Genomic DNA, 20,978 nt, shown 5'->3' on the forward strand with positions numbered 1-20,978 from the left:
ATATTAAGTTGCCTAATTAATATTAACCTAATTTAATTGCTCAGACCAGCATTATTTATAAAATTTTCAGAATTTTATTTTGCTTGTAATTTTTTATTACTACATTTGACGCATGATCAGCGAATAGCTGACAAAGTCAACACCTCTTTAATGAAGGTTTGATTTATAAAGAAGTGGCGAGAGACAGGCTCACTGACCCACTGGCAACCCTACCTAACGGAAGAAGGTGCCAATTCCTGACCAGATAACGGGTGTTATCATGGAAAGATAAATTTGAACTAAGATGAACATTAACAACATTAAAATCCGCAATAGCGAATATCAGAAGTATCCCAATCCAAGCGTTGAATTAAATTCAACCAGAGCTTCTATTTGTTGTTATGTAATGCCTGCTATTTGTATGTGCTGCTGCATATACTAGAATCAAAAATCTTCCTTTTTGTAGCTCTATCAAATCCGGAAGGCCTTTCAACAGAAGGTACGCTTTAATCCTGTACTTTAGAAATTCCTAAAGTCTATTCAACAAACAATAGCAATACACTTAACTTAAGATTACATGTCAACATCATATAAATTTGAAACGCTGCAATTACACGCTGGACAAGAAATAGATCCTACAACTGGTTCCAGAGCTGTCCCTATCTATCAAACTACCTCATACGGTTTTAAAAATTCTGAACACGGAGCAAATCTTTTTGCGCTGAAAGAATTTGGAAACATCTATACCCGGATCATGAATCCAACAACAGACGTTTTTGAAAAACGCGTGGCGGCATTGGAAGGTGGAGTAGCCGCTGTGGCTGTAGCTTCAGGGCAAGCGGCGCAATTTATCGCTTTAAATAATATACTTCAGGCCGGAGATAATTTTGTATCTTCTTCACATCTATACGGTGGATCCTATAACCAGTTCAAGGTCGCCTTTAAAAGATTGGGTATAGAAGTTCGTTTTGCAAATGTGGATCAACCGGAAGAATTTATTCCGTTGATTGACAAAAATACGAAAGCCATTTACCTGGAGACCATAGGTAATCCCTCCTTCAGTATTCCCGATTTTGAGAAGATTGCAGGTATTGCAAGTAAACACGATCTTCCACTAATTGTAGATAATACCTTTGGGGCTGCCGGCTATCTGTTCCGTCCTTTGGAACATGGAGCTCATGTTGTTGTTGAATCCGCAACAAAATGGATTGGGGGACACGGTACCAGCATTGGTGGTGTAATTGTTGATGGAGGAAATTACAATTGGGGTAATGGAAAATTCCCTCAGTTTACAGAACCTTCGGAAGGTTACCACGGCCTTGTATTTAACGATGTATTTGGTAGCAATGGCCCTTTTGGAAATATCCAGTTTGCGATCCGTGCCCGGGTAGAGGGACTGAGGGATTTTGGCCCTGCCCTATCTCCTTTCAATTCATTCCTATTAATTCAGGGACTGGAAACTTTATCCCTGCGTGTACAGCGTCACGTAGACAATACTTTAGCTTTAGCAGCCTGGCTGGAAAATCACCCTTCTGTAGCCAAGGTTAATTACCCTGGACTAGAAAGTAGCCCTTATCATGCCAATGCAAAAAAATATCTTAAACATGGTTTTGGCGCGGTGCTTTCTTTTGAACTAAAAGGTAGTAAAGAGGATGTAACAGCCGTGGTAGACAATCTTAAATTGGTGAGTCATCTGGCCAATGTTGGGGATGCAAAAACATTAATTATACAACCGTCGGCAACCACTCACCAGCAATTAAGCGAAGCTGAACAGGAAGCAGCAGGTGTAAGTGCTACACTTCTACGTGTTTCTGTTGGTATAGAACATATTGATGATATCAAAGCCGATTTTGAGCAGGCCTTCAGTAAGATTAATCCGTAACACCCCCTGCTTAAGATCAACAAACAAAACAAAATGAGTACGACGAACACCTATAATTATACAAAGCTTTTTAAACTGGAGAGTGGTAAAAAGCTCCGTGGTTTACAGATCGCCTATCATACTTATGGCAAATTAAATGCGAAGAAAGATAATGTGATCTGGGCTTGCCATGCCCTCACTGCCAATGCAGATGTGCTGGACTGGTGGAAAGGTTTATTTGGGGGTAACGCACTGTTTAATCCTGAAGAACATTTTATAGTTTGTGCAAATGTAATTGGCTCTCATTACGGCACTACAAACCCTTTAAGTACCAATCCTGTAACAGGTCTGCCTTATTATCTGGCCTTTCCGGAATTTACCATACGAGATTTTGTAAAAGCTCACCAGATTCTGGCCGATCATCTTGGAATCCATGAGCTGAAAGTATTGATTGGTGGTTCACTGGGCGGACAGCAAGCACTGGAATGGGCAATTTCAGAGCCCAATAAAATAGAAAATCTGATCCTGGTAGCAACCAATGCCGTTCATTCTCCATGGGGAATCGCCTTTAACGAAAGCCAGCGTTTAGCCATTAGTGCAGATCGTACTTTTTTTGCACAGCAGCCAGAAGGTGGACTAAAAGGCCTTAAAGTAGCCAGAAGTATCGCTTTATTGTCTTACAGGACTTACGATGCTTATGCTTCTACTCAATTAGAAAGCGTAAATGATAAAACAAATGGTTTCAGGGCCTCTTCCTATCAAAACTATCAGGGAGAAAAACTTTGTAAACGTTTCAATGCCTATAGTTATTGGTACCTGAGCAAAGCCATGGATAGCCATAATGTTGGCCGTGGCAGAAAAAGCATTGCCGATGCCTTAAATAATGTAAAAGCAAATACATTGGTTATTGGTGTGGAAAATGATGTACTGTTTCCGGTCAATGAACAAAAATTTCTTAGTGATCATATTAAAGGGGCAGAATTTCATAGCATCAGTTCGGCCTATGGCCATGATGGCTTTTTAATAGAGACCGATATTTTAACAAATGTGATCGGCAACTTTTTAAAGGAAAGTATAAATAAAAAAATAATTAAACTACATAAAACAGCATAGATGAGTAAGAAGCTTAAAATTGGATTATTTGGTTTTGGAGTGGTTGGACAGGGACTGCACGACATTATTAAAGGACAAGACCTTAATCTGGAAATTATAAAGATTGCCATTAAAAACCCGGACAAAAAAAGGAATCTGGATGCCCGCCTGTTTACAACAGACCACAATGAATTACTGGACAATCCGGAAATCAATACTATAGTTGAATTAATTGACGATGCGGAAGTTGCTTTCAATATTGTAAAAAGAGCATTAACCTCTGGAAAACACGTCGTTTCAGCCAACAAAAAAATGATTGCCAATAACCTGGCCGAACTGGTTGAATTACAGGAAAAATATGGCGCCTCCCTGTTATATGAAGGTGCGGTATGTGGAAGTATTCCGATCATCAGAAACCTGGAAGAATATTATGACAATGAATTACTACATGGCATTAGTGGTATTTTCAATGGATCTTCTAACTATATCCTGTCCAAGATCTTTAATGAAGGATTGGATTACAATGTGGCTTTAAAACAAGCACAGGATCTTGGCTTTGCTGAAACCGACCCTATTCTGGACGTAGGTGGTTATGACCCGAAGTTTAAACTGGCTATTGCAACGGCTCATGCTTACGGATTATTTATTGATCCGGACAAAATCTTAAATGTGGGTATTCAGCACCTTTCTGCTAATGATATCAATTATGCAAGGGAAAAGAATTTCAAAATAAAATTAGTACCTACTGCAAGAAAGATCAGTACACGCCAGATTATTACTTATGTATTGCCAAAATTTGTAAGGTCTGACGATTTTCTATTTAATGTAGAAAATGAATACAATGGAGTAACTGTACAGGCTGCATTTGCAGATAAACAATTCTTTTTTGGGAAGGGAGCGGGCGGCCATCCTACGGGTGCGGCTGTATTATCAGATATTGCTGCTTTACGCTATGGCTATAAGTACGAATACAAAAAATACAACCAGCAAAATGGGTTAAGCCACACAGACAATGTAAATATAGAGGTCTATATTCGTTATGTGCACGAATACACTATTGAGAAGCTGAAAGTCGAAAATATTGTGGAACGTTTTTCACGCGAGGATTATAAATATGTAATTGGAAGTGTGAGCCTTAAGGATTTATTGGCAAACAGAGAATTGCTACAACAAAAAGACATCTTTATAGCACATACAGGAAAATACAACTATACAGAACAGCAAATCAAGGCTGTTGCTGAGGAAGAGGCTGCTGTACATTAAAGTTAGTTAAATTTTTAGTTTTTGTTTTGATAATCAAAAAAAGGCCCTTCATATGTGTGAAGGGCCTTTTTGATTATTGTTATTTCTTATATTTCACGGTTCACATCCCAGTTTTCCAGGTAATCAGCAACGCGTCTCACAAATGAACCACCTAATGCACCATCTACGACTCTATGATCATAAGATAAAGATAAGAACATCATATGACGGATAGCAATCACATCGCCAAATTCTGTTTCCAGTACGGCTGGTTTCTTTTTAATAGCACCCACGGCCAATATAGCAACCTGCGGCTGGTTAATAATTGGTGTGCCCATTACATTGCCGAATGAACCTACATTAGTTAAAGTAAATGTTCCATTTTGAGTTTCATCTGGTTTCAGTTTTGAAATACGTGCACGATTGGCCAAATCATTCACAGATTTGGTTAATCCAACCAGGTTCAGCTGGTCTGCATTTCTGATCACGGGAACAATAAGGTTGCCACTTGGAAGAGCAGCTGCCATTCCAATATTAATATCTCTTTTTTTAATGATCTGATTTCCGTTAACGGTTACATTGATCATCGGAAAATCTTTAATGGCCTTGGCCACAGCCTCTACAAAGATTGGTGTAAACGTAATCTTCTCGTTCTCGCGCTTTTCAAAATTCTTTTTTACCTTTTCTCTCCAGAGCACCATATTGGTCACATCTGCCTCTACAAAGGACGTCACGTGAGGTGAGGTTTGTTTACTCATCACCATATGTTCTGCGATAAGTTTGCGCATCCTGTCCATTTCCAGGATCTCATCACCACCACCTATACTATTTACAGCTGCAGGCGCAGATTTTGGTGCTGCAGCCACAGGTGTAACTTCAGTTCTCGATGAAGGAACTGCTGGTGCAGAAGTCTGCCGCTGTACATCTCCTCTGTTGGTTTGAATATAGTTCAATAGATCGTCTTTTGTTAAACGCCCATCTGCCCCACTGCCTTTAATTGTATTTAATTCTTCGAGACTAATGTTTTCCTGTGAGGCTATGCTCTTCACAAGAGGAGAATAAAAACGATCAGAACTTTGGTAATCAACAGCAACCGCTGCGGATGGTAACTGTTCTGTTCCCGGAATATTCTCTATAATCTCTTCCTGTATATCTTCTTCAATTTTTTCCTCTGCAAGAGAAGATGCAACTGCGGCAGTATCGGTTTCAATAATCGCAATAACTGCTCCCACCTGTACAACCTCATCCTCCTTAAACAACTGTTTAACGAGTTTACCTGCAACTGGCGACGGCACTTCTGAATCTACTTTATCGGTAGCAATTTCCAATATTGTGTCATCCAGCTGTATCATATCACCGGGTTGTTTAACCCATTTAATAATGGTTGCTTCTGCAACGCTCTCCCCCATTTTGGGTAACAGTAATTCGTATTGAGCCATTTTGGTTTACAGTAAATTTAAAATTCGGTATCCGCTGCAAAAGTAAATCTTTTTGAAGACTTAATGATAGTTAACTTTGAATTCAATCTCATTTATTCTACAAATTCAACCCCAAACAGACTTTTATTTGGAAGATTCAGACTTTACCCGAGTGAACAGCATGTTCAATGCTGCAATGGCAGACCGCTCTATATTTTGCACGCGTTTATTTCCAAAATTAAAAACTTTAGCCTCTGCACCATCTCTACTTGCCACAGCAATCCACACTGTACCGACTGGTTTATCGGGCGTACCTCCGTCAGGACCAGCTATACCGCTTACAGCCACGGCATAATCTGTTTTAAAGTGTTTTACAGCTCCTTCAGCCATTTCTTTTACGGTCTGCTCACTCACAGCCCCAAAATCATTTAAGGTCGCTTTCTGAACCCCTAATACAGATTCCTTTAATTCATAGGAATAGGTAACCGCGCCACCCTCATATACCTTTGAACAACCGGGGTGCTGTGTAATCAGATGGGCAATATACCCTCCTGTACAACTTTCAGCGGTAGACAAGGTTAGTTTCTTAGCTTCCATAAGATCAAGCAAAGCTTTTTCCAATGGCACGTCTTCATCAATAACAACAAAAGACTTAACTTTTTGTACAATCAAATCAGCATAATGATCAACCTCTTGTTTTAACGCCAATTCGTTTTCTCCCGAAGCACTAAGTCTTAAACGAACTTGTCCTAATCTGGGCAAATAGGCCAGCTTAATGGTGGCCGGAAGTCTATCTTCTATCTCTTCTATCTCCTGTGCTAGGAAAGACTCCCCTATGTTCGCGGTTAAAATCGTCTTATGATAGATCGCCGGCAATTTAAATGATTTCTTTAGTCTGGGAAGAATTTCATCCTCCATTAAATACATCATCTCAAAAGGCACACCAGGCATTGACACAAATATGTCTCCATGATCTTCAAACCACATACAAGGTGCAGTTCCATTTTTATTTTTGATTACTGTACAGCCATCCGGAACATCAGCCTGTTTTCTATTCACTTCAAGCATTGGTCTTTTAAACCGCTCAAAAATACCTTCTACATGCTTTAAGGTTTCTTCATCTCTTCTGAAACCCATTTTAAAATACCTGGCGAGGGTTATTTTAGTAATATCATCTTTTGTCGGGCCCAAGCCTCCTGTAATCAGGATGATCTGTGCTCTTTTCCTCGCTTCGTCCAGCGCTTGTATAATATGCGCTGCATCATCTGAAACAGAAGTAATTTGTTTCACTTTAATTCCAATCAGGTTAAGCTGTTTTGCCATCCATGCAGAATTCGTATCAACGATTTGTCCGATAAGGATTTCGTCGCCTATAGTAATAATTTCAGCTAACATAGTTGATGATGATTAGTTATTGTAGTATGAACTTGCCTGTTTACTTAATTTTAAATCTTGAAGAATAGATGCTTTAACTTTCAGCGTCATCTGGTACATTTTAAAAGCACCAAATGGCACCCATGTAAAGTGAAGATCCCAGCAGTGAAGATCCCTGTAAATGGTAAAAGTAGTTAATGCAAGCTTATTTGTTTGAAAGTTATAACCAGATTCATAGGTGACTTTCCATTTATTAGTTGGGCTAAAATCACCCCTAAAAGTCAGATTACTATTCCTTGTTGGCGTATTTCCAGCATCATCAGTATTGTAATTGAAGGAATAAGAAAAGGAAAGGTTCCATGGCACATTAAAATCGACAAATGCATTTGGATCTCTGCTGATTGCAGCAAGCGCATTGGCTTGTTCTGGTGTGATGCCTTTAATCTGGGAAGCCTGGTTTAACTTATCCATATTATCTTGTCTTTTTTGAAAAGTGGTCGGATTAAAGCTGTAGTCAAAAGAAAAACCAAATTGTGTAAGTCGGGGCAGTTGTGCATTTGACCAGGTATATTTGTCCTGCAATATCTTTTTTCCTGTGTTCAAGGTATCCGCCATAGTTGCATAGGGAGAAAATTGTCCGCTAAAGTTGATACCGATTTTTTCCGTAAACTGTGACCTTCCTGAAAAAGAAATATTGGAAAGTTTAAACGCTGGTCTTAGGAAATCATAACCACTGGAAAAATTCAGCCCCTGTATGATTGGAATTTTTTTAGTTCCCGTTCCGGTAGTATCTTTGGGGTTAGCCACCTTTAATTCGACATCGTTGTTCAAACTGAATCCCATAGTAGCCGACTGCGCGCCTGAAGAGCCTGAAAATCTGGAGCCCTGAAAAATGGAGTAAGTCCTGTTTTGTTTATATGCCGGATCATAAACATTCGTCCCGTCCTGATAAAGCAGCTCCTTTATACCACTTGAAGTTGCCGGCATATAATTTATACTTACACTAGGCGTCATTACATGCCTTATTGCCTGTATTTTTCCCAGGTTTTTAAATTGTGCAGTATTATAAATCTTAGTTGACGCACTAAACGAGATTGGTTTAATCACTCCAAAACGCTTAAATCCGGCTATAGTATCATAAACCAATGAATCTGAACGGTTAATGATTTTTAACATCGTTTGACGGTAAGTCTGGAAATTCCATTGCTCCGTGTAACCTGAACTTATGCTCAAATTGAAATATTTAGCTACTGTAAACGGCAGCGAGGCCGTCATGTCATGGCTCATTCCACTTTGAAACTTTTTGAAAGCATCTGGCTTAAACAGCTCACTTTCTGTGGTATTGATCGTATTTGATGCCTGCATGGAATAGCCCACATTCAGTTTCTGATACCATTTTTGTTCACCCACCCTCGTCTTGGAATCAAAAGGATTGAAACTTTGTACGTTAAAGGTGAAACTTGGAGCTGTTAAACTGATCGTTTTGGCCTGTAGCTCCTGGCTGGAACTTAAAGTAACGTTGTAATTATACCAAGTCCCGGTTTTACCATAATTGACCGAGGAGGCCAAGGCGTTTCTTGAGATCCCTTGTGGATTATAATTTCCATTATTCCTGGAGTTTACAAAATAAGATCCTGTACCTGCATCCACATGTGCACTGAAGGTAGTGCCTGGATTTGCATTGGGGTTTTGTGAATGTGACCAATAAATGTGAAAATCCTTGTTAGCTGTATTACTTGCAGTTCCCTCTACACCCTGTTTGGTACTGGTATAACTCAGGTTAATGCTTCCGTTATACTTATACCGTTTCATATAGTTGGTATACGTATTTAAAACATAGGATCCCCTGGTATAGATTGTTCCCAGAATTTTGGCATCCCAGTAATCACTGATTCCTATATAGTATCCTCCGTCTCTTAAAAAGAAACCAAGTGTTCCGTCTTCACCAATGTTAGGTACGATAACCCCGGATGACTTTTTATTGGGTTTTGGAAAGAAGGCAAAAGGGAGTGCCAACGGCAACGGGATATCTTCAATTTCCAGATACACTGGTCCTGTAATAACCTGGTTCTTTGTTACAATACCCTTGGTAATAAAAAAACCAAAATGGGGATGTGGCAAGTTACACGTACTATAGATCATGTTCTTGACATGAATCTCATCATCCGGTTGTTTTTTACTCTGTCCTCCGGAGAAAAAGCCCCCTTCCTGCTCAGTAAAGGTATTAAAAATAGTCCCCTTACCTGATTTTGTATTATAATAAAGAGAATCGGCAATGGACGAGCCATCTTTATCCATTTTAATGATGGGTTTCCCCATATATTTTCCCTTAGAATCCTTACGTCCACTTGCAAAAACAACATTGGTTTTGGAGTCGTAACGAATATAGTCTGCGTCCAGCTCAAAAGACTGATAAATCACCCGTGCCTTACCATAAAGATAGATAATGCTCTTGTCTTTACTATATTTTGTAGAGTCCTGAGCTGAATATTCTATTTTTGAATCAACGTCTTTATTATTTTTAACTTTATTTTTTGTGGTATCTCTTTTCGTTGTATCGGTCTGCTGGCGTACCTGGAAGGCCGAAAAACTGGAAAAAGCAGCAGCGCTACTACTGGCGACAGACAGTAAAAGGATGGAATTAAATAAAATGATGTGGCGTAAAAGTTTCAAATTCGTCTGTGAATGTTATTTTTGCATTAATGTTTAATCCAAAACGTCCAAAATTAATGAAAAATATAGCATTGGTTAGACCAAATGTAATATTGATCGCATTTATTTCTATATTTATTATCACATCAACTGGCTATCAAGCCTTTACGCAAGATTATAAAATAAAAACTATCGTTATTGATGCAGGTCACGGAGGCAAAGACGGGAGCACGAGGGGTCTTTATTCCACAGAGAAAGATGTAGCTTTAAAAACCGCATTGCGGCTTGGAAAAGCAATAGAGCAAAACCTTCCAGATGTTAAAGTGGTCTATACCAGATCTGAAGATGTCTTTATTCCGCTTTATGATAGAATTGGCCTCGCTAATAAAGTTAAGGCCGATCTCTTCATTTCTATACACTGTAACGACATGCCCGTATACAGATCTACTATAGTTACTGGCTATAGAAAAGGAAAAAGAGGGAAAAGAATTCCAATCACGGAAACGGTAAGCAGAAAAAGTACATCAACACGAGGTACTGAAACCTTCGTTTCTGGTATGGGACGAATGAACGAGCAGGATGAAGTGATCAAAAGGGAGAATGAAGCTATATTGTTAGAGGATAACTATAAAGAGAACTATGAGGGATTTGACCCGAATAATCCGGAAAACTACATCATTCTGTCTCTAATGAAAAATGCGTACCGTACCCAAAGTCTTAAACTGGCAAAAATGGTACAAGACCAATACATCAACGTTGGACGTATAGACCGCGGAGTGCAAGAAAAAAGTCTTGCTGTTTTAGCACGAGCAGGAATGCCTGCGATTTTAACAGAAATTGGATTTATCAGTAACCCAACCGAAGAAGATTATATGAATTCAGAAGCTGGCCAGATTGAAATCACCAATTGTTTGCTAAAAGCAATACAGAATTATAAAGCTTCTGTTGAGCGTTAATTCACTCATCAGCTACATAAAAAGCAAATTAGAAATGAGTCATCGCGTAAAGATATTTATAGTTCCCTTATTATTATTTATCTATACCCCTATTGCTTTTTCTCAAAGTCATTATAAAGTCAGAACCATCGTGATCGATGCAGGCCATGGTGGAAGAAAACCGGGTGCCAGAGGGGCTATTTCTTACGAAAAGGATATCGCTTTAGAAGTAGCCTTAAAATTGGGGAAAAAGTTTGAGGAGGATATGCCTGGAGTAAAAGTACTTTACACCAGAAAGAAAGATGTAGATGTAGACTTCTATAAAAGGGCCGAAATTGCAAATGACGCTAAGGCCGACATCTTCATTTCTATCCATTGCAACTCTATGCCAGATCACCGCGTCATTACGGGATATAGCAGGAAACACGGGAAAAAGGTACCTATATATAAAACGTCTAAAAATACATCGACAAGAGGAACGGAAACTTTTGTTGCAGGTATGCACCGAATTAATGAACAAGATGTAGCGATCAGGGAAAATGCCGATATTAAACTTGAAAAGAACTATAAACAAAATTATGATGGATACGATCCCAGTGATCCCGAAACATTTATTATATTATCTTTGTTTAAAAATAAGTTCAGGGATAAAAGTATGGAACTGGCCAAACTAATCCAGCACAATTATTCCAAAGTTGACCACAGACTAAGCAGAGGGATAAAAGAGCAGGGTATTTTGATTTTACAAAGATGCGGGATGCCGGCAGTTTTGACAGAAATTGGTTTTATAAGTAATCCAGAGGAGGAACGCTATATGAATTCGGCAAAAGGACAGGCAGAAATTGTACATTCCATATTCAATGCTGTTAAAACTTATAAGAAAGAAAACGAATTAAATTAAGTAAACAATACATACGTGAAGATAGCAAACGAAACCAAAGTAGGCATACTGGCTGCCTTTTCCATAGCCTTACTCATTATCGGCTACAATTTCCTAAAGGGGAATGCAATATTTTCTAATGAAACTGTTCTTTATGCGAGGTATTCACGTGTTGATGGACTTAATGTATCTAAACCAGTTCTGATCAATGGTTATCAGATTGGCCGGGTAGATAAGTTACAACTCCAGCCTGACGGTTCTATCTTAGCAACATTGAAGATAAAAGGTAAATATGAAATTCCTACAAACAGTATTGCGCGTTTGGAAAGTACGGATCTGCTTGGAAGCAAGGCCATTGTAATGGCACTTGGAAATGGAAAAATCTATGCTAAAGATGGAGATACATTAAATGCCAATGTAGAAAAGAATTTGATGGAGGCTGTACAACCAGTACAAAAAAAGGCTGAACTTATCATCAATAAAATGGACTCCATTTTAACCAGCGTAAACACTATTATGAACCCGGACTTCCAAAAGAATGTTAATAAAAGCTTCAATAGCATTGCAGCTACTTTAGGTTCACTGGAAAACACCTCCAAAAAGGTAGACAACCTGGTAGGGTCTGAAAGTTCTAGAATATCTTCTATTCTAGCCAATGTAGAAGCCATCTCCAGTAACTTTAAAAACAACAATCAGCAAATTAATGCCATTATGGCAAATCTTCATAGTGTGACAGATCAGGTTGCAGCAGCTAACTTTAAGCAAACTGTAGACAATGCCAATAAAGCAATGCTGGAACTTCAAGGTGTAGTCAGTAAAATCAACAATGGCAATGGCACCCTTGGCTTGTTAATCAATGATACCAAAATGTATGACAATTTAAACAATGCTTCAAAAAATCTGGACAATTTGTTGATTGACCTAAAGGAAAATCCTAAACGCTATGTTCATTTCTCTGTATTTGGTGGAGGAAATAAAAAAGACAAATAACAGTCAATAATAAGATCATAAAAAAAGGAGTGCGCACATCGTGACACTCCTTTTTTTATATACAAATAGGGCTAAATCGTATAGGTATTTCCCTCTATAGCCAGTTCTGTATGTTCAAAAATGCTAAGTGCTTCTTCCAGCAATGGCTGAAGAACTTTATATCTTGAAGAAAAATGCCCGATAAGCAATTTCTCTACCCCCGCCTCTGCGGCAATCTGGCCAGCCTGCAATGCAGTCGTGTGGTGTGTTTGATTTGCCCGATCCAGCATTTCCTGCAAAAACGTAGACTCATGATATAACATAGTACAGCCTTTAATCTGCTCCATATAACTTCCATCGGCTAACGTATCTGAACAATAACAGTAGCTTTTAGGCACATCAGAATCCAGGGTGTAATCTTTATTAAGAAAGATCCTTCCATCAGGTAAATTTAAATCAATTCCTCTTTTCAATAAAGGAAAATACTCATGCGGAATATGATCCTCTTCGAGTTTATCAATGATTAATTTCCGCAGTCTTTTCTTCTGCTTAAATTTATATCCTGTACATGGGATCCTATGATTCAAGATAATAGTCTCCACTGTTAAATCATTGTTCTCGAATATCTTAACAGACATATCAGCCTCAACAGCAGTAAATTCAATAGGGTAACGAATTACTGTTTCCGAATATTTAAACTGCAATTCCAGAATTTCCAGTAGAGCCTGAGGGCCAAAAATCATTATAGGTTTTACCCTTCCGTTCAAATGCATGCTCGACAGCAAGCCAATTAAACCGAAATAATGATCTCCATGCAAATGGCTGATAAATACATAGTCAATTTTGCTTGCCTTTATGCCATATCGGATCAATTGTTGTTGAGTGCCTTCACCACAATCAATTAAATAAAATTTCTCGTTGCAATTTAAAAGCTGAGCTGTTGGATTCCGGTTGTATACAGGTGTTGCGGAACTGCTTCCTAAAATGGTAACTTCAAACTTCATTAATCCTTCTGATCAAAACTTCCCAATAACTCTTTCTCTATCTCTTCCATAAAGATCAGGTCTGTAGCTTCATCAAGTTTTGAAACAATATTCAGCGATTGATTTAAATTTGAAATCTCTATAATCTGCGCAATTTGTTCGTTAATACCCGTCACTATAAATAAGCCATTTGCATTTTTGCAAAGCCTGTCTCCCACAAGTAAGCTACTTAAATCCTGGCAATCTGTGCATTCTTCGACCATGGATAGGTCCAGCACAATATTGCAATATCCTTCTGCGTTCAATAAAATAAACTCAGACTTCAACTTTGGCGTTATTTCATTACTGAATTTTACTTCATTTAATGAAATAACGACATACTTTTCATGTTTATCTATCGAAAACTTCATAGCATTGGTTTTTATATGATACGAAAATAATATTTTTATTCGTATTTGTTTCTAATCTACTTAATATTAATCTATTACCTAAAAATTCGCAATTAAACCAAAAGCCCCTCTATACAAGCAGAAACATTCTGTTCAATCCGTACGACCACGTTTTCAGCCTCATTTTTCACGAATTTATCTCCGGTGATTTGCTCATACAACTCGATATACCGTTCAGAGATTGACTCAACGATTGCAGGCGTCATTTCTGGTACAGACTGTCCGTCTTTTCCCTGGAAACCATTTTCAATCAGCCACTTTCTAACAAACTCTTTAGAAAGCTGTTTTTGAGCCTCTCCGCTATTTTGTCTTTCCTGATAACCATCAGCATAGAAATAGCGCGAGGAATCTGGTGTATGGATTTCATCAATTAAATAGATTGTATTTCCAGCTTTACCAAACTCATACTTCGTATCCACCAGGATTAAACCGCGCTCAGCAGCCATTTCAGTTCCACGCTGATATAAAGCCCTGGTGTAGTTCTCCAAAGCATCATAGTCAGTAATAGAAACAATTCCTTTGGAAAGGATATCTTCCCTGGAAATATCTTCATCATGTCCAACCGCTGCCTTAGTAGTTGGTGTAATAATTGGCTCTGGCAGTTTGTCGTTCTCTTTCAAACCTTCAGGTAAAGAAACACCGCACACAGTTCTTCTTCCCGCACTATACTCTCTCCAGGCATGTCCAGCAAGATAACCTCTGATCACCATTTCTACTTTAAACGGCTCACAAATTCTTCCCACAGTAACCATTTCATCCGGAACTTCAATTACCCAATTAGGCACAATATCTTTTGTTGCAGATAAAAACTTAGCAGCGATCTGATTTAAAACCTGCCCTTTAAAAGGGATTGCTTCAGGCAATACCACATCAAATGCAGAGATCCTGTCTGTAACCACCATTGCCATAAAACGTTCGTCTATGGTATACACATCTCTCACCTTACCTTTATAGAAGCTGGTTTGCTTTGGAAAATTAAATTTTGTTTCTTTTATTGCTTTCATGGTTATGCAAATCGCATATGTTATTAATTATTGAATATCGCCGTAGGCTTTAAGGATTCGTTTTACTAATTTATGTCTTACTACATCTTCGCCGGTTAAGTAAATGATGTCTATTCCAGGAATATCATCCAAAATCCTTAAAGCATTGTGTAAGCCGGACATCTGCTTTTTGGGAAGATCCACCTGGGTAACATCTCCGGTTACTATAAATTTCGCACTAGGTCCCATACGCGTTAAAAACATTTTCAACTGCAGATCCGTTGCATTTTGCGCTTCATCAAGGATCACAAAACAATTATCTAAAGTTCTTCCGCGCATAAAAGCGAGTGGAGCAATTTCTATTGTCCTGTTTTCCAGATACAATTTTAATTTCTCGGCCGGAATCATATCATCCAGGGCATCATACAGAGGACGTAGATAAGGATCAACCTTCTCTTTCAAATCTCCAGGTAAAAACCCCAGATTCTCCCCTGCCTCAACTGCTGGCCGGGTTAATATAATTCTCTTAATTTCTTTATTCTTTAACGCCCGTACAGCTAAAGCCACTGCAGTATAAGTCTTTCCGGTTCCTGCTGGTCCAATGGCAAACAACACATCATTCTTTACAATGCTGTCTACCATACGGCGCTGATTGGCTGTTCTAGCCTTTACCATCAATCCGTTGGTACCAAAAACAATTACCTCTCCTCCGCCAGTTGAATTTACTTTTTCAGCTACCGTTTCCGTGGCTCCTGTCTTAGCTTTTACAGACAATATAGATTCTACTTCATTCGGGTTCAAAGAACTGTACTTTTCAAGATGGGCTACCAGCAAATTAAACTTAGATTCAAAGACCCCCAGCTCCTGCTCATCACCCAATACCTTAACTTCATTGCCCCTGGCTACAATTTTAAGCTTTGGGAAAGCATGCTTTAAAATTTCATAATGCTCGTTGTTTGTGCCCCAAAGTTGTGCCGGATCTACCGATTCTAGTGTTAGTTTTAATTCGTTCAAAATATTGTTTTTTAGATTGAGGTGTATATTTTGATATAAAAATTGAATATTTGTACGCGATTTGCCGCTTACGCAAGATTAAGAATAAATATTCAATTTTTAATGGCTATTATCACTTTAACAACAGATTTAGGTTCTAAAGATTTCTATCAGGCTGCCTTAAAAGGCAGTATCCTGACGATCTTGCCTACTGCCAATATTGTTGATATTACCCATGATGTTCCTTCTTTCAATATTTCTTATGCCGCATTTGTTCTAAAGAATGCCTATCCTTACTTTCCCAAAGGCACTGTACACCTGGTTGGAATTGATTCTGTTTTCAGTGAGAACACAAAATACGTGGCCATGAAATTCAGGGATCATTATTTTGTAGGGGCAGATAATGGCATTTTCTCTCTCTTATTTGATGAAAAACCGGAAGAACTTGTAGAGCTCAATATCATGCAGGATCTCAAATATCTTCACTTTCCATTGGTGGATATTTTTGTTAAAGCCGCGATTCACCTTGCTAAAGGCGGCAAACTCAAAGACATTGGCGTTCCAACAGAAAATATAGAAGAAAGGATGCTCCTGCACCCTGTTATCGAAAGAGATATCATAAGGGGAAGTGTCATCTATATTGACACCTTCTGCAACGTTATTACAAACATTACCAAAGATCTTTTCACCAAAGTACAGCGCAACCGCGACTTCACCTTATATTTCAGAAAAAGTGAAACCATTACCCAGCTGAGCTGGCATTACAACGAAGTTCCGGAAGGTGAAAAGTTGTGTCTCTTTGGTATCAGCAATCACCTGGAAATAGCTATAAACAAGGGAAAAGCAAGCGGTTTACTAGGACTGCACCTGGGCGATATCTTAAGGGTCGAATTCCATCCCTAATCTGACAAAATTCCAGGAAATAAGCTAAGGCATAAAATTTGCTTAATTATTAAACAATGATTAAACATGCACTTTTATTGGTCCTTATAGCCTTTTCGGCACAAACTTTTGCCCAGACTGACAGTGCGGCATACCAGCTGCAACGCATTAAAATAAATGCCCTGCTCATGCAGAGAAGCGCAAAGTTTGGGCAATACGAACAAAGCCTCACGGCAAGGACAGGTATCTTCGGATTTCAGACCAAAGACGACATCAAGAACTCCAATGAGATCCTAAGAGAAATCGCTTTGAACGACAACAACATATTCAGAGAGCTCAAGGTACTTATGGACTATAAAGACGTTCAGGTGCAACAGGTACAAAATACAGCCACCATCAACAATGAGCGCATTCAGAAATATATGCTGGCTATAAAAAAACTTCAGGACAGAAATTATGAATTAAAAGTACAACTCCAGAAACAAGTATTAAGGCAAAACATATTCTATTACTTTGGTGGTCTGCTGATCATCATATGTGCCGGCCTGGGTTATATTTTACTAAAGAAAATTAAAGCATTAAATGATGTTAAAAAGGAATCTGTTTAAAATATTAGTCAAACTAAACCAGCTCCTGCTGCCTAGTTATTACAAAAAAGACCCTTTTAGCCTTACTAATTTTCAAAAGGTGATCATAGGCTATAAATATTGGACACTGAGGAACTCTCTTAGTTAAAGCAATTCGTAATTAAACCTACAAGGAATTTAGGCTCTACCCAGGTAGATTTAGGCGGCATGACACCATTTGCATCAGCTACATTAATTAATTGCTCTACAGAGGTTGGAAACAAGGTAAAAGCAAGCGCAAATAAACCATTATCTACTTGCTTCTGCAAATCTGAAATGGGCGTTCTTCCTCCTTCAAAGGTGATCCTTGCATCTGTCCTCGGATCATGTATACCCAAAACAGGCTCCAGGATATGATCCTGCAAAATACTAACATCCAGGAGCTCTACCGGATCATCTTCCTTGTAAATTCCCTTTTTAGGCATTAGGCGATACCACTGCTGATGTACATACATACCAATTTCATGCAATCTTTCCGGCTTAACCATTGCTTCGGATTTCTCCACAACGAAAGAAAGAGCGATCTTTTCCAGGAGTTCAGCTTCCGTTAAGCTACCCAAATTCCTAACCATACGGTTAAATTCCAGAACCTTAACCTCTTTAGTATTCATGTATACAGAAGTAAAATAATTGTACATTTCTGTACCCTTATGTTTATGCTGATTTAGAGCCTTTTTATGAAGCCCCATTTTCGCCATGGAAGCAATCCGGTGATGACCATCTGCAATATACACCGCAGGTATCTGAGCAAAGGCAGATACAATCGCATCAAGATCCGTCTGATCTGTTATAGCCCAAACCTGATGCTCGGTTCTATCTGCAAAAGTGAAATCGAGAATCGGTTTTTGCTGTATTGTTTTTGAAATCACGGTATCTACAATAGCATCCGGGTAATAAGTAATCAGGACAGGATTGGCGTCCAGCCCCGTTTGCTGAAGATAATCTGCAAGCAATCTTTCCCGGCGTTCTACAGTGTGTTCATGTTTTTTGATCTTGCCTTCCAGATAATCATTGATGTGAGTTAATGTCCAGATTCCTGTTTGTACAAGTCCATCATGAGTTGTGCGATAGACGAATATCGCCCGTTCTCCCTGTCTGACCAGCACTTTCCTTTCCAAGAATACATCCAGGTTTTCACCGATCTTTTTAAAAATTAATTCCTGCCGGGTTCCCCGCAGATAAGGATTTTCCAGTTCAGGATTAATCAGATGTAAAAAGCTGCAGTCATTTTCAGACGCAATCAGCTTAGCTTCCCCGGTGCTGTAATTTTCAAGCGGACGTGTGACCACTTGTTCCTGTAGATCAACTGCAGGAATCAATGCATTAAACGGCTTTATATTTGGCATGTGACGATCAATAACGCATAAAGGAGTCTGTAAATGACTCCTTTATGCGTTTAAACTTATTTATTAAAGTGCTCTATGATTAAAGTAGCAAGCTCTGTACCAATCCGCTCCTGCGCTTCATTTGTCGAAGCACCAATATGCGGGGTAAGAGAGATTTTAGGGTGCTGCAAAATTGCCTGCTGAGGCGTAGGTTCGTTATCAAAAACGTCCAGTCCTGCAAAGGCAACTTTACCACTGTCTAAAGCTGCAATTAAAGCAGTTTCATCAATAGTTCCGCCTCTTGAGCAGTTCACAATTCCTACACCTTTTTTCATTTTGCTAAATTCCTCTTCTCCTAAAATTGGTCGGTCAGCAAATGGCGTATGCAAACTGATGAAATCACTTTGACTGATCACTTCTTCCAGCGAAACCGTCTGAACAGGAATATCAACCGAAATGCCTCCCTGAAAGCTTAACGAAATATTTCCGCTAAACGGATACAGATCATAAGCCACCACGTTCATTCCCAATCTCAAACCAATTGCAGCAGTTTCCCTTCCAATACGGCCAAAACCAATCACCCCTAAAGTTTTCCCTTTAAGTTCTATTCCTTTAGCATAAGCCTTTTTCAGGTTGTTGAAATTCGTACTACCTTCAACAGGCATTTTTCTGTTAGAATCCTGCAAAAACCTGATTCCCGTAAACAAGTGTGCAAAAACAAGTTCAGCAACAGATAATGAAGAAGCTGCCGGTGTATTTACAACCGCAATGCCTTTACTTCTGGCATATTCAACATCAATATTATCCATACCCACTCCACCACGACCAATTAACTTTAGGTTTGGACACTGATCAATAACATCCTGACGGACTTTAGTTGCACTCCTTACAGTTAAACCATCATAATGCTGAAGGGCTTCTATAAGTTTATCCTGAGGCACGGTTTCTGTATCTACTACAAAACCTGCCTGTTCTAATAATGATTTACCAACGGGATCAATCCCGTCGTTCGCTAGTATCTTTGTCATTAATCTATTTATTGGTGTTTTTCTGCAAAAACTTGCATTAATTCAATTAAAGTATGTACGCTGGTAATTGGCAAAGCGTTATACATAGACGCCCTGAAACCACCAACACTTCTGTGCCCTTTGATGCCTTCAATACCATTCTCTTCTGCAAATTTCAGGAAAGGTTTTTCCAGTTCAGGATTGTTCATTACAAAACAAACATTCATTCTGGAACGATCCTCAACAGCACAAGTTCCTTTAAATAATGGATTCCTGTCAATTTCTGCGTATAAAGCATTTGCTTTAGCAATGTTTTCTTTTTCAATTTCAGCAACACCACCTTTAGACTTTAACCATCTCAGATTAAGCATCGCTACATATATAGAAAATACCGGCGGTGTATTATACATAGATCCACCTTCAATATGAACTTTATAATCTAACATAGATGGGATCTTTCTGCCTGATTTGCCCAGAATTTCATCTTTTACAATCACAACAGTCAAACCCGCAGGACCAATATTTTTTTGCGCACCTGCATAGATCAGATCATATTTAGATACATCAATTACCCGGCTCATGATGTCTGAAGACATGTCACAAACTACAGGAACTTTAGTTTCCGGCAGGAAAAACATTTCAGTACCATAGATCGTATTGTTAGAAGTACAGTGAAAATAAGCACTGTCATCAGGAATAGCGAAGTCTTTAGGAATGAAAGTATAATTGGCATCTTTCGAAGAAGCCACAACATTTGCTTTGCCAAAAGTAGCTACTTCTTTAATTGCTTTGTTTGCCCAAACACCCGAATCCAGGTAACTAGCGGTTTTACCGTCTGGAAGCAAGTTCATTGGAACCATTGCAAACTGCAAACTGGCACCTCCCTGCAAAAACAAAACCGAATAACCTTCTGGTACATTTAACAACTCCTTAACTAATCTTCCGGCCTCTTCCACAACACCTTCAAATTCAGGTGTACGGTGTGAGATTTCCAAAATCGATAGGCCGTCTTTAAAATCTAAAACCGCCCTGGATGCTTGCTTAAATACTTCCTGAGGTAAAATACAGGGGCCTGCGCCAAAATTATGTCTCATGTTTTATACTAATTTTATTGACGGTAAATGTAATAGTTTTATATCAGTAATTGGTTGAAAAACTCAAACTTTAAGTTCATTTTTTTCAACCAAAACCTCTAAAAATAACCACATTATGGCGCAGGAACGCCTATCTAAAGGCAAATAGCCTTTATTCTATAGAAATAATAGTCTTTTAAGCCTGAACGCTATCTGTTCTGATGTTTTTTAATTCAGAAATCATTTGTTCAGGCG

18 protein-coding genes and 1 riboswitch are annotated in these 20,978 nt (G+C 38.8%); of the genes, 8 read left to right on the plus strand and 10 right to left on the minus strand.

Translation table 11 applies throughout. The features are described from left to right. Positions 1-160 precede the first annotated feature (160 nt). Positions 161-274, plus strand: a riboswitch (SAM riboswitch). Positions 275-556: 282 nt separating this feature from the next. Genes DBR11_RS13165 through DBR11_RS13175 form a run of 3 tightly spaced genes read left to right on the plus strand, consistent with a single transcriptional unit; the run spans position 557 to position 4,195 of the window. Next, positions 557-1,861, plus strand: coding sequence for an O-acetylhomoserine aminocarboxypropyltransferase/cysteine synthase family protein (locus DBR11_RS13165; RefSeq protein ID WP_108553130.1), 1,305 nt, complete (start codon positions 557-559; stop codon positions 1,859-1,861). A 33-nt stretch (positions 1,862-1,894) separates the two neighbouring features. Beyond that, positions 1,895-2,953: a homoserine O-acetyltransferase gene (metX, locus tag DBR11_RS13170; protein ID WP_108553131.1), complete on the plus strand. Its 1,059-nt coding sequence runs from the start codon at positions 1,895-1,897 to the stop codon at positions 2,951-2,953. Beyond that, positions 2,954-4,195, plus strand: coding sequence for a homoserine dehydrogenase (locus DBR11_RS13175; RefSeq protein ID WP_108553132.1), 1,242 nt, complete (start codon positions 2,954-2,956; stop codon positions 4,193-4,195). Positions 4,196-4,281: 86 nt separating this feature from the next. On the opposite strand, the gene DBR11_RS13180 is transcribed toward DBR11_RS13175, so the two are convergent. From DBR11_RS13180 to DBR11_RS13190, 3 genes are all read right to left on the minus strand, one after another. Then, positions 4,282-5,613, minus strand: a complete 1,332-nt coding sequence (locus DBR11_RS13180; protein WP_108553133.1) for a dihydrolipoamide acetyltransferase family protein — start codon at positions 5,611-5,613, stop codon at positions 4,282-4,284. Positions 5,614-5,736: 123 nt separating this feature from the next. Next, entirely contained in the window at positions 5,737-6,987 is a 1,251-nt protein-coding gene (locus tag DBR11_RS13185) for a competence/damage-inducible protein A (protein ID WP_108553134.1), read from the minus strand. Positions 6,988-6,999: 12 nt separating this feature from the next. Further along, complete coding sequence (locus DBR11_RS13190) at positions 7,000-9,639, minus strand: putative LPS assembly protein LptD (RefSeq protein WP_108553135.1); 2,640 nt, start codon at positions 9,637-9,639, stop codon at positions 7,000-7,002. A 56-nt stretch (positions 9,640-9,695) separates the two neighbouring features. On the opposite strand from DBR11_RS13190, the gene DBR11_RS13195 reads away from it, so the two are divergent. Genes DBR11_RS13195 through DBR11_RS13205 form a run of 3 tightly spaced genes read left to right on the plus strand, consistent with a single transcriptional unit; the run spans position 9,696 to position 12,423 of the window. Next, entirely contained in the window at positions 9,696-10,574 is an 879-nt protein-coding gene (locus tag DBR11_RS13195; RefSeq protein ID WP_369974432.1) for an N-acetylmuramoyl-L-alanine amidase, read from the plus strand. A gap of 34 nt (positions 10,575-10,608) precedes the next feature. Next, complete coding sequence (locus DBR11_RS13200) at positions 10,609-11,454, plus strand: N-acetylmuramoyl-L-alanine amidase (RefSeq protein ID WP_108553147.1); 846 nt, start codon at positions 10,609-10,611, stop codon at positions 11,452-11,454. A gap of 15 nt (positions 11,455-11,469) precedes the next feature. Continuing rightward, on the plus strand, positions 11,470-12,423 hold the full coding sequence (locus DBR11_RS13205) for an MlaD family protein (RefSeq protein WP_108553137.1): 954 nt from the start codon (positions 11,470-11,472) through the stop codon (positions 12,421-12,423). Positions 12,424-12,494: 71 nt separating this feature from the next. Here DBR11_RS13205 and DBR11_RS13210 read toward each other — a convergent pair whose 3' ends face one another. The 4 genes from DBR11_RS13210 to DBR11_RS13225 form a co-directional block, all read right to left on the minus strand. Continuing rightward, positions 12,495-13,406 carry a ribonuclease Z gene (locus DBR11_RS13210; RefSeq protein ID WP_108553138.1) on the minus strand — a complete coding sequence of 304 codons (912 nt, stop codon included), beginning with the start codon at positions 13,404-13,406 and terminating at the stop codon, positions 12,495-12,497. Next, positions 13,406-13,795, minus strand: coding sequence for an STAS domain-containing protein (locus tag DBR11_RS13215; protein ID WP_108553139.1), 390 nt, complete (start codon positions 13,793-13,795; stop codon positions 13,406-13,408). The genes DBR11_RS13210 and DBR11_RS13215 overlap by 1 nt, the downstream gene beginning before the upstream one ends. A gap of 92 nt (positions 13,796-13,887) precedes the next feature. After that, positions 13,888-14,838 carry a phosphoribosylaminoimidazolesuccinocarboxamide synthase gene (locus DBR11_RS13220; protein WP_108553140.1) on the minus strand — a complete coding sequence of 317 codons (951 nt, stop codon included), beginning with the start codon at positions 14,836-14,838 and terminating at the stop codon, positions 13,888-13,890. A 27-nt stretch (positions 14,839-14,865) separates the two neighbouring features. Beyond that, on the minus strand, positions 14,866-15,831 hold the full coding sequence (locus DBR11_RS13225) for a PhoH family protein (protein WP_108553141.1): 966 nt from the start codon (positions 15,829-15,831) through the stop codon (positions 14,866-14,868). Between the two features lie 102 nt (positions 15,832-15,933). On the opposite strand from DBR11_RS13225, the gene DBR11_RS13230 reads away from it, so the two are divergent. Beyond that, a complete protein-coding gene (locus DBR11_RS13230) occupies positions 15,934-16,713 on the plus strand; it encodes an S-adenosyl-l-methionine hydroxide adenosyltransferase family protein (protein ID WP_108553142.1) in 780 nt (259 codons plus the stop codon). A gap of 56 nt (positions 16,714-16,769) precedes the next feature. Next, complete coding sequence (locus tag DBR11_RS13235; protein WP_108553143.1) at positions 16,770-17,300, plus strand: hypothetical protein; 531 nt, start codon at positions 16,770-16,772, stop codon at positions 17,298-17,300. A 119-nt stretch (positions 17,301-17,419) separates the two neighbouring features. On the opposite strand, the gene DBR11_RS13240 is transcribed toward DBR11_RS13235, so the two are convergent. Genes DBR11_RS13240 through serC form a run of 3 tightly spaced genes read right to left on the minus strand, consistent with a single transcriptional unit; the run spans position 17,420 to position 20,744 of the window. Further along, positions 17,420-18,664: a DUF1015 domain-containing protein gene (locus DBR11_RS13240; protein ID WP_108553144.1), complete on the minus strand. Its 1,245-nt coding sequence runs from the start codon at positions 18,662-18,664 to the stop codon at positions 17,420-17,422. 56 nt (positions 18,665-18,720) lie between these two features. Beyond that, positions 18,721-19,671, minus strand: a complete 951-nt coding sequence (locus tag DBR11_RS13245; RefSeq protein ID WP_108553145.1) for a D-2-hydroxyacid dehydrogenase — start codon at positions 19,669-19,671, stop codon at positions 18,721-18,723. A gap of 8 nt (positions 19,672-19,679) precedes the next feature. Next, positions 19,680-20,744: a 3-phosphoserine/phosphohydroxythreonine transaminase gene (gene serC / locus DBR11_RS13250; RefSeq protein WP_108553146.1), complete on the minus strand. Its 1,065-nt coding sequence runs from the start codon at positions 20,742-20,744 to the stop codon at positions 19,680-19,682. Positions 20,745-20,978: the final 234 nt, after the last annotated feature.

The sequence above is a fragment of the Pedobacter sp. HMWF019 genome (assembly GCF_003061025.1).
In the GTDB taxonomy this organism is placed as follows: Bacteria; Bacteroidota; Bacteroidia; order Sphingobacteriales; family Sphingobacteriaceae; genus Pedobacter.